Raw genomic sequence first — 15,878 nt, forward strand, 5'->3', positions numbered from 1 at the left:
TTGGACGACATCCACATCCGCACAGAAGGCCGCGCAGGCCGTATCACCATGACCCGTCCCGATGCGTTGAACGCACTCACTTGGGACATGAGCCTTGCGATTGAAGCTGCGCTCGACACTTGGGCTGGCGACGATGCCATCAAACTTGTTGTGATTGATGCCCAAGGCGACAAAGCCTTTTGCGCTGGGGGGGACATCCAAGATTTATATGACAACGGAGCCCGCAAGAATTACAGCTACGGTGAACGGTTTTGGCGCGACGAGTACCGGATGAACGCCAAGCTGTTCAATTTCCCCAAACCCGTCGTCACCTTCATGCAGGGCTTTACCATGGGCGGTGGCGTCGGTGTCGGCTGTCATGGTTCTCACCGTATCGTTTGTGAAAACAGTCAGATCGCGATGCCAGAAGTGTCCATCGGTCTGGTCCCCGATGTCGGCGGATCCCTGATCCTTGCCCGCGCACCGGGGCGTCTGGGGGAATACATCGGGCTGACCGCAGACAGGTTGGACGCAGGGGACGCAATCTACGCTGGGTTTGCAGACTACTTTGTCCCACGCGAGTATTGGGACTCTTTGATCCTGAACCTTTGCAAAACAGGCGATTGGACGGCTGTTGATGCTATCGCCAAACCCCACCCCGACAGTCGCCTTAAGGGATGGCAAGCAGACATCGACGCTGTCTTTGGCGGCGAAACCATGGGCGACATTTGGCGCGCTATGCCAGACGCGCCCCCCGAAACAATCGCCCATGGGAAGAAATTAATGCAGCGGCATTCACCTCTTTCGCTCTGTGCGACAGTGGCCCTGATCCATAAAGTGCGCTTGGCCGACACGATCGAAGCGGCGCTGGATCATGAATTCCGGTTCACATCACGCGGTATGGAACACAGCGACTTCCTTGAGGGCATTCGCGCCGCGATTATTGACAAAGACCGCCAACCGAAATGGCGTCACGATGACTGGTCAGACGTCACCGGCGCGGACGTTCTAGCCATGAGCTACCCCACAAAACCACCACTGGATCTAACAGGAGCCCAAGAATGAAAATCACCTTTATCGGTCTCGGAAACATGGGTGCCCCAATGGCACGATGTTTGATCACCGCCGGCCATACCGTCACGGGCTTTGATACCATGGCTGCACCCGATGACATCACCTGTGCGCCAACTGTTGCAGCCGCTGTAGATGGGGCGGACGTGGTGATCACCATGCTGCCAAACGGTGACATTTTGCGTTCTGTCGCCGAAGACATTCACCCCGCCATGACCAAGGGCGCACTCCATCTGGACTGCTCTACCGTTGATGTCCAATCAGCCCGAGATGTGGCTGCATCCGCTGAAAAAACAGGGCTTTTGTCCGTCGATGCGCCTGTTTCTGGCGGCATTGGTGGTGCCACAAACGGCACGCTGACATTTATGGCGGGCGGCAGCGATGCTGCCTTTGCAATTGCCGATCCGTTGTTCGATATCATGGGTCAAAAGGCAGTGCATTGCGGCGAGGCAGGCGCAGGTCAGGCTGCCAAAATTTGCAACAACATGATACTCGGCGCAACAATGATCGCCACCTGCGAAGCCTTTGCTTTGGCCGACAAGCTGGGCCTTGATCGCCAAAAGATGTTTGACGTCGTGAGCACATCATCAGGCTACAGCTGGTCCATGAACGCCTATTGCCCCGCGCCAGGCGTGGGACCAGAGACGCCAGCTGACAATTCATACATCCCTGGTTTTGCAGCATCACTCATGCTCAAAGATCTGCGTCTCGCCCAGCAAGCCGCAGGTGCCGTAAACGCATCCACCCCGATGGGTGAACGCGCCACAGAAGTCTATGCCGACTTCGTCGAGCTTCAGGGCATGGGCGGCATGGATTTCTCGGCCATGCTGCCATTCCTCGCAGGCGACTGACTACTCAGCTGCCACGCGGGCCGCGAGCATCTCTTTGAGGTAGCGGCCCGTGTGTGACCCCTCAACCTCAGCCACCTGTTCAGGTGTGCCGACGGCCACCACGGTCCCGCCCTTGTCGCCGCCCTCAGGGCCGATATCGATCACATGGTCGGCGGTTTTCACGACGTCAAGATTGTGCTCAATCACCACGACCGTGTTGCCGCCCTCGACCAACTCATGCAGCACCTCTAGCAATTTTCGAACATCTTCGAAGTGCAAACCGGTGGTTGGTTCGTCCAAAATATACAATGTGCGACCTGTGGACCGTTTGGCCAGTTCTTTGGACAGCTTCACACGCTGCGCCTCACCGCCCGACAACGTCGTCGCTTGCTGGCCCACTTTGATGTATCCCAGACCGACCCGCATCAGCGCATCCATCTTGTCACGAATACTTGGCACGGCCTTAAAGAAGCCCTGCGCTTCCTCGACGGTCATATCTAAAACATCGGCAATACTTTTGCCTTTGAACATGATCTCGAGGGTTTCCCGATTGTAGCGTTTGCCCTTACAGGTTTCGCATTCAACATAGACGTCCGGCAAAAAGTGCATCTCGATCTTGATGACACCGTCGCCCTGACAGGCCTCACAGCGCCCACCCTTTACGTTGAAGCTAAACCGCCCTGGTTTATATCCGCGCGCTTTGGCTTCTGGCAAACCTGCGAACCAGTCACGGATCGGCGTAAAGGCCCCCGTATAGGTGGCGGGGTTCGAACGAGGTGTCCGTCCAATAGGACGTTGGTCAATGTCGATAACCTTGTCGAGGTGCTCTAACCCTTTGATGGTTTCACACGGCGCAGGCGTTTGGCGCGCGCCGTTCAGCGCCATGGAGGCCGTCTTGAACAGGGTTTCAATCGTCAGCGTGGATTTACCACCACCAGACACGCCCGTTACACAGACGAACTTGCCCAAAGGAAAATCAACTGTGATGGCTTGCAGATTGTTCCCGCTCGCCTTTTTCACAGTAACCTTCTTTTTGTTACCCTTGCGGCGCACCTTAGGCACCGCAATCTCACGACGTCCCGCAAGGTAGTCCCCCGTGATACTGTTCGGGTTGGCAATAATTTCAGCTGGCGTGCCTTTGGCCACCACCTGCCCGCCGTGGACCCCTGCCCCTGGACCAATATCAAAGACGTAGTCCGCCTCACGCACGGCTTCTTCGTCGTGTTCGACCACAATCACCGTATTGCCCTGATCGCGCAGGTTCTTCAGCGTCGTCAAAAGGCGGTCATTGTCGCGCTGGTGCAACCCAATGCTGGGTTCATCCAAGACATAAAGCACACCCTGCAACCCCGACCCAATCTGACTGGCCAGCCTGATGCGCTGGCTTTCACCACCAGACAACGTGCCGGAATTACGGCTTAACGTCAGGTACTCAAGGCCGACATTATTCAAGAACCCAAGCCGTTCGCGAATTTCCTTGAGGATCGCCACCGCGATTTCGTTCTTCTGTTTGCCAAGGTGATCGGGAACGGATTTGCACCATTCATATGCCTCGTTGATGGACATCTGAACCACTTGGCCAACGTGAAGCCCTGCAATCTTAACCGCCAGTGCTTCCTCGCGAAGGCGATACCCACCACAGGTTCCGCAGTGCCTATTGTTCTGATAACGTTCAAACTCTTCGCGAACCCAGTTTGAATCTGTTTCACGATACCGGCGTTCCATATTCGGGATCACGCCCTCAAACGCGCGTGACACTTCATAGACGCGCCCGCCTTCATCATATCGAAACTTGATCTCTTCGTCGCCAGATCCATAAAGGAAAACCTGCTGTACAAACGCCGGAAGGTCCTTCCAACGAGTGTTCTTGTCGAACTCGTAATGCTTTGCGATGGCTTCGATTGTTTGCAGGAAATACGGCGATTTCCCTTTGCGCCACGGGGCCAAAGCACCATCATAGATCTTCAGCGTCTTATCCGGAACGACCAATCCTTCGTCGAAAAACAGCTCAACCCCCAGGCCATCACAAGACGGGCAAGCCCCAAACGGCGCGTTGAACGAGAACAAGCGTGGTTCGATTTCGGGAATGGTAAAGCCGGACACAGGACAGCTAAAGTTTTCAGAGAACGTCACCCGCTCTGGATCGCCTTCCTTTGGCGCGGTCTCAAGAACGGTAATCCCGTCCGCGAGGTCCAGCGCCGTTCGGAAACTGTCAGCCAGACGGGTTTCCAAACCTTCGCGCACCACGATACGATCAACGACAACATCGATGTCATGGCGGAACTTTTTGTCGAGCGTCGGCGGCTCGTCGAGCTCATAGAATTCACCGTCCACTTTAACACGTTGAAAACCCTGCTTACGGAGTTCCAAAAATTCTTTGCGGTATTCGCCTTTGCGATCCCGCACGATGGGCGCCAGAAGATACCCACGCGTCCCCTCTTCCATGTCCATGACACGATCGACCATGTCTTGCACTTGCTGGGCTTCAATCGGCAGGCCCGTGGTTGGGGAAAACGGCGTTCCGACGCGTGCAAACAGCAGGCGCATGTAGTCGTATATTTCGGTCACGGTGCCGACGGTTGAACGCGGGTTTTTGCTGGTGGTTTTCTGCTCAATCGAAATCGCAGGGCTCAATCCGCTGATGTGATCCACATCAGGTTTCCCCATCATATCAAGGAACTGGCGCGCATAAGCACTCAGGGATTCAACATAACGACGCTGCCCTTCAGCATAGATCGTATCAAAGGCCAATGACGACTTACCCGACCCGGAAAGCCCCGTAATCACCACAAGCTGATCGCGTGGAATATCCACGTCAATGTTCTTGAGATTATGTTCGCGCGCACCGCGCACTTCGATATTCTTAAGCTCAGCCATACTGGCCCCCCGATATTACTTGCCACCACATAAGTGGCATTGGTTCAATGACCAACCCCGATATAGAACAATAGTGGAACATAAGAAAGAATTAACCGTTCTCTGCTGACATTCTGGCACGCATGTATGCCAAACCAGCAAACGCCACACCCGCTAGGCAGATTGCGATGCTTACACCGACAAGGCCCCACAGGCTTCCGGCGACCAGTGCAAACACCGGAGTGCCCGTAAATGTTCCGATATTACCGATCTGGGCCACGGCGCCGTTTGCACGAGCCTGATCCTCAGGACGGGTGTTAAATTCAGGAACCGCTGCAAAATTCGCCCCAGCCGTTACGCCTGTGGTAAAGAATGCCAGCAACGCGACGGCTACCGAACCGGTTACCCCCAACACCGCAAACAAAACCGCAGCCACTCCAAAGCCGCCAATCGACAGGCGTGACGCAGGCACGACACGCGCGATGAACCCGCTGGCGAAGGTGCCCGATAGATTGGCCAAGGGCAGCACGGCCGTCAGCCAAATTGCATCCAGAGTGGCGGGCAAAAAAGCCACCAACGCGATAAACAAAGACGTATAGATACCATGCCCCAAGCCGGGCGCGAAATAACGAGGGTTCGAAAAGATTGCGCGATGGACTTCGACGACATTGGGCATCTTTGCCCTGCCCGACATCACCCGCGGCAAGGCAACCCACAACAGCGGAAACAACGCCGCCAGCAAAACGCCATGCCCCATATAAACCGCCGTCGGTCCGCCCCACGCCAAGACCGAAGGCACAGCCAACGCCATTAGCGCGTAGCCTACACCAAAGAACGTGCCCCAAAGTCCCATAACGACGCTTCTATCGTCAGGCCGCGCCAGCGCCGCCATCATCGTTGGCAACGCTACGACCAACAACAAATGCCCAAACCCTTCTGCGACACGCGTCGCCATAAACAGCCAGAATGGCATGCTAAGCCCTTGTGAAAGCGACACTATCGCAGAAAATACCACGGCCCCAAGAACAGCCCGACGTGCCCCAATTTTCGCGACGAAATAGCCTGCCATCGCGCCGCCCAAGATGCCGACAACCGACACACCCGACACAGCCAAGGCCACAGACCCGTTTGGGTAAATCGCCTGAAGCTCATCAAAGGTGAGTGAAATTTTTGCAAATTGAGAGGCCGCCAACAGACCCGTCGCCCAAAGCAAGACGATCATTGGCCAGTGTGTGCGGCTATCTGTGTGTTGAACGTTCATACGCAATGGCTACGCCCGCGCGACGGTCGGGGCAACGCAAAAGGGCGCCTGATTGGGACGCCCTCGCACATTTCAAAATCAAACCGCCGGTCCTACATATGAATGACACGGTCGTAGGCGTCCAAAACGCTCTCGTGCATCATTTCTGACAGTGTCGGGTGTGGGAATACGGTTTCCATCAGATCTTCTTCTGTGGTCTCTAGCTTGCGGCCGATGACGTAGCCTTGGATCATCTCAGTGACCTCTGCCCCGACCATATGCGCGCCCAATAGTTCGCCGGTCTTTTCATCAAAAATGGTTTTGACCATGCCTTCGGGTTCGCCAAGTGCGATCGCTTTGCCGTTACCGATGAACGGGAAGCGGCCCACTTTAATTTTATAGCCCAGCTCTTTGGCTTTGGCTTCGGTATAGCCGACGCTGGCCACCTGTGGATGACAGTATGTGCAGCCCGCAATGGATTCCGGTTTGACCGGATGCGCAGATTTGCCCGCGATCAGATCAGCCACCATAACGCCTTCGTGGGACGCCTTATGCGCCAACCATGGTGCGCCCGCGATATCGCCAATCGCATAAAGCCCATCCACGCCGGTTCGGCAGTACTCATCCGTCACAACGTGAGTGCGATCAATCTTAACACCAACCTCTTCAAGGCCGAGACCTTCTACGTTGCCAACGATGCCCACCGCAGAAATCACAGTGTCGAACTCTTGCTTTTCGACCTTACCGTTTACTTCGATATGGGCGGTGACTTTGCCTTTGCCGCGGTCAAGCTGTTTGACCATCGCCTTTTCCATGATCTTCATGCCTTGCTTCACGAACTGCTTTTTCGCGAAGGCTGAAATCTCTGCGTCCTCAACAGGAAGCACGCGGTCCATGACTTCGACCACAGTCGTATCTGCGCCCAAAGTGTTGTAAAAGCTTGCAAATTCGATGCCGATTGCGCCGGACCCGATCACCAACAGCTTTTTAGGCATACGCACAGGATCAAGCGCGGCTTTGTATGTCCATACAAGATCGCCGTCCGCCTCAAGACCCGGCAATTCACGGGCACGCGCGCCTGTGGCGACAACAATGTTCTTCGCCGTCAGCTCTTCAGACCCTTTTTCTGTCTTAACTGTGACCTTACCCTTACCCGTAATCTGGGCTTCGCCCATCACCACGGTGCATTTGTTTTTCTTCAATAGATGGCCGATGCCACCAGACAATTGACCTGCCACCCCGCGAGACCGCTTTACGACTGCAGGCAGATCATAATCAATGCCATCAGCCTTCAGGCCGAAATCTTTGGCGCGGTGCATCAGGTGGAACACTTCAGCCGAACGCAGCAACGCTTTGGTCGGGATACATCCCCAGTTCAGACAAATACCGCCCAAATGTTCACGTTCTACCACACAGACCTTCAGGCCCAATTGCGCACCGCGAATGGCCGCCACATAGCCACCAGGGCCAGCGCCAATTACGATCATATCAAAATTTTGGGCCACGCCAGGATCCTCCTCGTCCAAATTTAGTTTAGCATTAAACTAAATTTATTCTGACGGCTAGTGACCAGAGGTCAACCCCGCTATGCAAACCTATCACGACGTAGGTTGGCCTGCTGTCGCGGGTTTCACACAATTGCGGCCATCTGCCTTCGCGGCATAAAGCGCCTCATCAGCGCGTTTCATCAATAGATTGGGCGGGGTATTGTCGCCCAGATAAGCCGCGACACCCGAACTGATGGTCACCTTCGGAAGCACCCCAAAAGAGCTGTGCACCTCAAGCGCGGCAACCGCTTCTCGCAGGGATTCAGCGCGCTCCATACTCTGTTCCAGATTCAATTTGGGTAACAGAACCGCGAATTCCTCCCCACCGACGCGCGCGCATACGGAATTTTCCGGCAACGATGCAATCATCTGTTCCCCTAAGGCGCGCAGAACAGCGTCTCCAGCTTCATGGCCGTGATTGTCGTTAAATGTTTTAAACTTGTCAGCATCCAGCGAGATCAGCCCATAGCCCTGCCCGCCGCGATCCGACATCGAGGTTTCCCTCCGCATCGCGTCCATGAAATAGCGGCGATTATAAAGACCCGTCAGCGGGTCACGAATAGACTGCGCATGCAATTCGTCCCGCAGTTTTACATTCGCTATCGCCATTGAGATGTGCTCCGCACTACGGCTGGCAAAGCGGGTCATGGCTTTTAGTTCGTCATATGAGCTCTTGGGGTCAAATTCGACATGGAGCATTCCAACCGTATCGCCATGGGCGACAACAGGAACGCAAGAATAGTTGCCCGGCGCGTCAGCCATATCCCCATGAAGATGGTCACACGGCAAGCAAAGCGTTTCGGGCTTGAACTGGAACCCCCGTCCGCGCCGCAACGCCCAACATTCATCGGCTGTGATATGGTCATTGATGCCTTTGGTGTCACCCCACTCACACACGCCATCCAACACATCGCGCGAATTCGAATAGATATAGAGTTCACCCTTACTGCCCGGAATGAGACCGGAAAGGAACTTTTCAACGATAAGATAAAGCTCAGTCAGGGATTTACAGGACTGCAACCATTCATCCAGATCAGCCAGCGCGCGCGCCTCAGCCCGGCGGGCGCGTTCTTCTTGAAGGATTTGTTTGGCTTTTGCTTCGGCCTGTTCAGCGGCGTGTTTGGCTTCGGCGAGTTTCGCCTCATTCTGGCGGGCGACAGACACATCCGTGAACGTGACAACAAAGCCGCCTTCTCTGGTTGGGCGAGCATAGGTCGCAACGACGCGGCCAGATGGAAGGTTGCGATCAAACTGAAATGGTTCACGGCGATTGAACCTTAGATCGGTTTCAGCATGTTTTTCAGCGCTCATTTCGCCGCGCGCGCGGGCCTTTGCAAGGAACTCATCCCGAGAGGTGCCGAGGCCAAGCGCTGAGGGTTCAAGTTCAAGCACATCAAAGACGCGGGTATTGAACAGTTCACACACACCGCTGGCGGACCAGACCAATATGCCCTGTTCCATCGCGTTCATGATTTGCTGCGTGACCGACATAGAGTCGTCGCGGGTTCGGGCGTCGCGCCACGTTGCCGGCGCTGCATTTGCCCCCGCGTCCACAGGGGCGCCGTTTTCGATTTTGTCTGATTTCGTCATCAGGATCACCAATTATTGGAGATCACAGTCGCACATCAGTCGTTACGAAATCGTTTCCATCCGTTCAATTGCCAGCGGCGATGTCATCCACCTCACGAAGGGCGAGCATATATCCCCCATCAGAGAGCCAATCCCCCTCGGCTTTGGTTGTTTTGCGACCAAGGGCAGCATTGCGATATGGAAACCGACCAAACTGGCGGATCACGGTGCGATGCGCGCGCGCGTGGCGCAAATGACCGTCGGTGTCCGTCATGCGGGTCGCAATAAGGCGCACGGCGCGATCCTGGTCGATCAGGTTCTCGGAATGCATCAAAGGAAGGTAGAAGAATTGTCGTGCAGGAACGGGGAGCTTCATGTCCCAATCCTTTTCGATAGCGACCTTTGTCGCCGCCCGCGCAGATTGATCCGACGCAAACGCCGCCGCCTGATCGCGAAACATGTTGCGCGGAAACTGGTCCATTAAAATAATGTAACCCAACGCGCCGATGGGCGATGTCAGCCACAACCCACACGCGCCGTCTTGGGCTTCGGCCCAAGTTGATTCAAACTTTTCGCGCACTTGCCCGTCCAGTTCGCTGCCGCCTTTATACCAGCCCCTTGGCCCGACTTCGTCCAGCCAATACGACAATACCTGTTCTGGTGTGACCATGTTCCGTCCCTTTACGCCCGTCCCGTTTCCCATAACTCAGGAGCGTTACAGAATCGGTAACGTCTGGCAACCTTTGGGTTTTTCGGCGTCTCGGGGAACCTAGTCCTCGTGTTCGGCTTCGATTTCAGCGTCGATATAAATTTCCTGCGCCATATCAACGGCAACGGGTGACCCGCTGGCCAGAACCGGAGCGTAAGACGTCATGTCCGCCACGTCCGTATCACTTGGGCGTTGCAGCATCCGCACCAGACCATAAGCAGCCCCTGCAAGCATCAAGATTGCAACTGCAACCCAGAATGACGCGACGCCAAAGGCACCCATCGCCCACCCCAAAAGGACAGGACCCATAATCGCGCCAACACCGTTGATAAAGATAAACCCAGCCGAGGCCGCGGGCATGTCTTCATGTTCAAGAAAGTCGTTCGCATATGCAATATAGAGCGCATAGAGCGGATTTGACGTGCCCCCCACAATCGCGGCGCCGACGAGAATGCTAAAGAACCCGCCCCCCGACATCGCAGCCAAAAGAGCACCACATCCGCCGATGGTTGCCAGTCCGATAATCAACACACGACGATCCATCCGGTCAGACATCCACCCGATCGGGTATTGCGCCACGAGGGCAGCGATATAGATCACCGAAACCAGCAAGGAAATCTGCCCGACACTCAGCCCGACTTCTGTACCGTAAACCGCTGTCATCCCGAACTGCGCCGCAAAAACGCCGCCCAACAGGAACATCCCGACAGAGGCCAGCGGCGAGGTTTCGATCAGCTTGCGAATGCTCATCGGTCGCGTTGTGTCAAAGGAAGGCGTCGGTTGAACCGACAGCAAAATCGGCGCAAAGGCCAAGGACACAAGCACCGATGGAATGATGAAAAGAACGTATCCGCCGACGTCACCGATGCTCAGGATGCCCTGTGCCACCACAATGCCCGACATCTGTGCCAACATATAAAGGCTCAGGGATTGGCCACGGTTTTCGTTTGTCGCGGAATTGTTCAGCCAGCTTTCGGCGGTGACATAAACGCCTGAGAAGCAAAACCCGATGACAACCCGACCCAGCGTCCATGCCCAGACTTCCGGCATGACAGGGTACAAGATCAGCACTGCTGAAATCGTCGAACCGAGGGCCGCGAACACCCGCACATGGCCCACGCGGCGGATCATCTCCGGCGCAAGTCTGGACCCGCCCAAGAAGCCGACAAAATAGGCGGACATGACAATCGACATTTGAAACGCGGAGAAGTTTTCAAGTCCCCCACGGATGCCCAACAAAGTCCCTTGCAGACCGTTCCCGACCATCAACATGAACATGCCAAGGAACAATGCCCAAGACCCGAAGAAAACCTTAACCATGACGCGAATCCTTGTGCGTTTGTAAGACAACCTTTGCACGAGGCCGCCATCAGCGCCCCTATACAAGCGACACGCGATGACGCAATCAAACTTTGATCAAATGGGGCAGTCCGATGCTTGTTTTCTCAAAACAAATAAATGCGATGGGCAATCCCGCCTCTTCATCAGATAAATACGACACCGAGAAATCAGGTCTAAAATTCTACGACCAACCCAGAACCGTCCCCTTTGCCTAGGGCAATAGGATCGAGCTGTCACCGTAGCTGAAGAAGCGGTAATCGTTTTCAATCGCATGGGCATAGATGTCTTTGATGGCTTGTGTCCCCATCAAGGCGCTGACCAACATCATCAGCGTTGATTTCGGCAGGTGGAAGTTTGTCATCAACCCATCCGTGATCTGAAATTCAAACCCCGGGGTGATAAAGATATCCGTATCGCCTTCCCACGCTTGTAAAACGCCCGACCGTCCCGCGCTTTCGATCAGCCGGCAGGCCGTCGTTCCGACTGGGATGACACGGCCACCAGCGGCTTTGGTCGCCAAGATATCGGCGGCAGCCTTGGCACTGACCTGTCCCCATTCGGAATGCATCTTGTGATCAGAGACATCATCGACCTTTACAGGCAAAAACGTGCCCGCCCCCACATGAAGCGTGACATGGCTGAATTTCACGCCCTTCGCAGCCAGATCATCAAGCAACCATTGCTCAAAATGCAGGGATGCGGTTGGCGCGGCAACCGCCCCGGTTTGCGCCGCCCAAATCGTTTGATAGTCGTCTTTGTCTTGGGCATCCGCAGGTCGTTTGGCCGCAATATAAGGCGGTAAGGGCATGGCCCCCGCGTCATTCAGTGCCGCGTCAAAATCATCGCCCGTCAGGTTGAACTCAAGAAACGCGGTGTCCTCGCCCCGTCCCACATAAACCGCTGACAGGTCAGGTGAAAACACAATCACTTCGCCCTCACGCAGCTTACGCATCGGCTTAACCAAAGCGGCCCATGTTCCGTCCGCTTGCGGTTCCAACAGGGTCACTTCGATCTTCGCTACTCCTGCCCCGTCGCGGGTTTCGCGGTGGCGTTCGCCAAACAACCTTGCTGGAATGACTTTGGTATCATTCAGAACCAGATGATCCCCTGCCTGCAGCACATCAACCAGATCGCGCACGGCCAAATCACGGATCTGTTCGCCTTGCGCCACCAACAGTTTGGCCGACGTCCGAGGCCGCGCAGGGCGCACCGCAATCAGCTTTTCTGGCAGCTCGAAATCAAAATCGCTTAGTTTCATGGATCGTCTATCCTTGGCGCCTATTGGCTGATGGTTGGCGGCGGACGTCGGAAAATTTCGCGGAACATGCCCGGCGTCAACGCGGACAGCGGATTGACGATTACTTGCGGGTTGTCAACGGGACCCCGCAGATTGAAGTTGAACCCGATCAGCCCTTCACCGCGCCGCGTCAACACGGACCCAATGCCGTTCAGCAAATAAAACGGTGAGATCACACCCTGAAAATCCATCTGCCCTGCGACCTGCTGATATATCCCGTCCATTGAAACGCCCAAACCCGGTCCCGTGGCGCTCGACTGCGTGAGGATCACTTGGCTCGGCGTAAGTCGGAATTCCGCGTTCACGCTGTTGAACAGCAACCCTTGACCGTCCAACTGGGTCAACAGTCCGACAACAGAAATCGCATCAAGCAGGGACGCCAACGCGGGCGCGTCACGCACCCGTAAATCATTCCCGACCAAAGTGCCGTCATAGGTCCCTTCGGCGCCAGTCGGGATCAACGTCAGCACCAGATCGCCGTTATAGGCGTTTCTCAGCAAGCCGGTGGCGCGAAACAGGCTACCTGCGTCACTGCTCACGATACGCACGGCTGGGCTGCCACCAACGGGGACCAACGTGCCCCGCACAGGCGCAGAGCCATTGATGTTTCCACTGAATTCGCCCTGCAATCCGCCCGTTGAGACAAAGCTACCCCGAAAATCATCGATCCTGATTTGGTCCGTCACCCGAAGGCTGTCCAGCGCGATGTCCATTGGGCCACCTTCACCGCCGGACTCGCCAAAGTTGGCGGCCCGCAAATCCAAAGTCCCGCCCGCAATCTGCACTTCTAAGGGCCGGCCCTGCCCGCGCCCGATCAACACCACAGGCGCGTCTAGCCAGCCCCCAAGGCGCACATTTCTGAATGCGGCGCGTTCCAGCCCGCCACCCGCGGCCAAACGGATCGTGCCGGATGTGGACAATCCTGGTGCCGAGATTGAAAACTCGTCGATGCGCGGTTGATCGCCCAACAGCCCTGCAACCGTCAATGCCCCAGTAGAACTGCGTGCTTTTGACCAACCAACAGCAGGCAAAGACAACCCCGTGCCTTGCAGTCCAGACGTCAGTCGGAAGGTCGGCGCCGATGGATCGCTGAGGTTCAAGGCAAGTTGCGCTTGGCTTTCACCGCTAACCATTCCATCGGGCAAATTAATGTTGAATGCACTGAAGAACGCAGGTCCAACCGTGACTTCCGCCTCGACGCGTGCGGTGCCTTGCGACCCCGCCCCCAAGGCCCGTGAAAACACCGCCGTGGCCCCCACATTGCCCAACCGCATCGGCCCGCGCACAATGAGGCTGGTAGGATCAACGGCCAACTGCAACGCCGATGCCGTTAGAACTTGGCCCGGGATCAAGACCTCGGAGCGCACATCGCTCAGTTGTGCGGTCGCGCTCCAGATCCTTTGCTCCGGCGCGATGTCCTTGCCAAGCGGCATGTCGATGGACGCGACCACATCAGCGCGACCTTGGGCAAAGCTGATCGGCAAATCAGAATCCCGCAGCACGTTAAACGGCGGTTGTGACAAAATCGACATCGCCGCCGTAATCCGCCCGTTCAGCGCCAGATCAAATCGCGCAGGAGGGTTCGGTATGCCCGTGCGCGGGATCACCATGCTACTGCCTGAAAGATCCAATCGGCCACCTTCCGGTGCTGTCACATACCCCGCCTCTAATGTCAAAGCGACCCGCCGATCAATGATCGACAACGTACCGCGTGCACCATCAATGGGCGGCAGAGTGCGCATGAATTGCACCTGCCCCCCGCTAAGATCCATGGTCAACGCAACGTTGGGGCGCGCATTGGGATAGGCCCGAAACGCAATATTGGCGTTGCGTGCGGTCCCGTCCTTAATGTTCTCGGAAAGCCATGTTCGCGTACGCGGCGCCACAGCCTCGGGCCACAACTCCATCACCTGAGTGACGCCGATCTCTTCCGCAAAAGCATCCAGGGCCACAGACCAACCATCTACCCGTGCCGAAACCTGTCCAGACAAGTGCAAAGGTGTCGGGCCGACCATCGCCACCGCCTGCCCGATGTCCAAAGTGAACGGGTCCAGCCGCAAGCGGAAATCCAAACTGCCATCGCGCAGCTCGACGGGTGCGTCATAGACCCCCTCGGGCGCGACATTCAGCTCCGTGATCTCAACTTGCCCCAACAATGCTTCGGGCCAGCCATTGGTGTATTCGCGCAAATAGGTCCGTGCGGTGCCTTCAATACGCCCCCAATCACTGTCGATTTCGATGGAGTCGAAAATCATCTGATCGCTCGCAGGGTCGTAGCGAAGATATGTCCGCGCACCCTCAAAAGGAACGGGACGGGTCTGCGATGTTGGCCGCACCTCTCCTGCACCGATTTGCAGGGTGGCTGACACCCCCGTCAGCGTGCCTTCTGTATCCAACTCTCCGCGAACCGCGCCGGAAATCGGCGCATCCAAAACCCCCAACCACGCTAAAAGCGGCGATTGGCTGGCGATGTCTTCGGCTGCGGCACTATCAATCACCACCCCGATCTGTGCGGACCGGCTATCGCGTGCAGAGGCATATGTCAGCTCCGCCGTTGTAACGTAAGAGCGCCCCGACAACAGCGCGACATCGGCACGCAGATCAAGATTATCATCGCTCAAATCAAGGCTTATCCGCCCGCCATCAACGACCCAAGACCGCCCCGCACGCGCGTCGACGTAATTGATGATCAGCCCTTCGGCGTGGACCTGTTCCAAGGCTTCCAAAGCGCCTTCTTCGAATACTTGATCGATCTGATCCAACAATCCAAGGAACCCGTCCGCCGCCACCAAAGCCGAATTGCCCTGACCAAAAGCAAAAGCGACGGTGCCGTCATTCGCCCTGTTCAGCGATATCTGCGCCCCTGTCAGTCGGATTTCTTGCGCCAACACGCGCCCTTGCAACGCGCCGCGCGGCGAAATTTGTCCTTCAATTCTGGGCACTCGGGCCAAAGCCACGCCATCTGCGTCCCGCAAAACAGCGTTTTCCAAGACTAATTGCGGGTGCAAATCCTGACCGACGGTAAATTTCATCGCCCCAAAGCCAAGCTCGCCGCCTGCCAGCACCTCTTCTGCTCGGCGCTCTACCTCGCGCACGATCCACGACGGCGCACTCACCTCGTGGCCGATCAAAAGAGCGGCCGCAATCGCCGTCATAAGGAATGGCGCAACAATCAACACCAAAATCACAGCCCGAAAGGACCACCAAATTCGTCGTCGCCGTTTCGGGCAGCGTGGCTTGCGCTCAGGCGGCCCCGCTTCGTCCACATCAACGTCGTCCACAGCCGTTTCTTCCACGGCTGTGTCTTCCTCAGCTTGATCCGCTGAAACGTCCCCATTTGTTTCTTTGGGGGGTGATTGTGGACTGCTCTCACTCATTGCGTTTCATAATCGCGCCTAACGCGCTAGAACGCAAAGAGAATGCACCCGAAAGGACCAGA

At 56.2% G+C, this 15,878-nt stretch carries 10 protein-coding genes; 2 read left to right on the forward strand and 8 right to left on the reverse strand.

All coding sequences use genetic code 11. The annotated features are described in order from the left end of the window. The gene (locus KO486_RS09695) at positions 1–1,044 is read left to right on the forward strand and encodes an enoyl-CoA hydratase/isomerase family protein (RefSeq protein ID WP_216037029.1); all 1,044 of its coding nucleotides are present in this window, start codon (positions 1–3) and stop codon (positions 1,042–1,044) included. Next, positions 1,041–1,901: a 3-hydroxyisobutyrate dehydrogenase gene (mmsB, locus tag KO486_RS09700; protein ID WP_216037030.1), complete on the forward strand. Its 861-nt coding sequence runs from the start codon at positions 1,041–1,043 to the stop codon at positions 1,899–1,901. The genes KO486_RS09695 and mmsB overlap by 4 nt, the downstream gene beginning before the upstream one ends. On the opposite strand, the gene uvrA is transcribed toward mmsB, so the two are convergent. The 8 genes from uvrA to KO486_RS09740 form a co-directional block, all read right to left on the reverse strand. Next, entirely contained in the window at positions 1,902–4,757 is a 2,856-nt protein-coding gene (gene uvrA / locus KO486_RS09705; RefSeq protein ID WP_216037031.1) for an excinuclease ABC subunit UvrA, read from the reverse strand. Between the two features lie 91 nt (positions 4,758–4,848). Beyond that, positions 4,849–5,997: an MFS transporter gene (locus tag KO486_RS09710; protein WP_252734637.1), complete on the reverse strand. Its 1,149-nt coding sequence runs from the start codon at positions 5,995–5,997 to the stop codon at positions 4,849–4,851. Positions 5,998–6,089: 92 nt separating this feature from the next. After that, positions 6,090–7,463 carry a dihydrolipoyl dehydrogenase gene (gene lpdA / locus KO486_RS09715; RefSeq protein WP_216037557.1) on the reverse strand — a complete coding sequence of 458 codons (1,374 nt, stop codon included), beginning with the start codon at positions 7,461–7,463 and terminating at the stop codon, positions 6,090–6,092. A 111-nt stretch (positions 7,464–7,574) separates the two neighbouring features. Continuing rightward, positions 7,575–9,113, reverse strand: coding sequence for a diguanylate cyclase (locus tag KO486_RS09720; RefSeq protein WP_252734638.1), 1,539 nt, complete (start codon positions 9,111–9,113; stop codon positions 7,575–7,577). Between the two features lie 64 nt (positions 9,114–9,177). Beyond that, positions 9,178–9,762 carry a DUF924 family protein gene (locus KO486_RS09725; RefSeq protein WP_216037033.1) on the reverse strand — a complete coding sequence of 195 codons (585 nt, stop codon included), beginning with the start codon at positions 9,760–9,762 and terminating at the stop codon, positions 9,178–9,180. Positions 9,763–9,861: 99 nt separating this feature from the next. Then, complete coding sequence (locus KO486_RS09730) at positions 9,862–11,121, reverse strand: MFS transporter (protein WP_216037034.1); 1,260 nt, start codon at positions 11,119–11,121, stop codon at positions 9,862–9,864. A gap of 232 nt (positions 11,122–11,353) precedes the next feature. Next, a complete protein-coding gene (queA, locus tag KO486_RS09735) occupies positions 11,354–12,400 on the reverse strand; it encodes a tRNA preQ1(34) S-adenosylmethionine ribosyltransferase-isomerase QueA (RefSeq protein WP_216037035.1) in 1,047 nt (348 codons plus the stop codon). A 20-nt stretch (positions 12,401–12,420) separates the two neighbouring features. Then, positions 12,421–15,816, reverse strand: coding sequence for a DUF3971 domain-containing protein (locus KO486_RS09740; protein WP_216037036.1), 3,396 nt, complete (start codon positions 15,814–15,816; stop codon positions 12,421–12,423). Between the last annotated feature and the right edge of the window lie 62 nt (positions 15,817–15,878).

It is taken from the genome of Octadecabacter sp. B2R22 (assembly GCF_018861045.1).
Lineage (GTDB): Bacteria > Pseudomonadota > Alphaproteobacteria > Rhodobacterales > Rhodobacteraceae > Octadecabacter.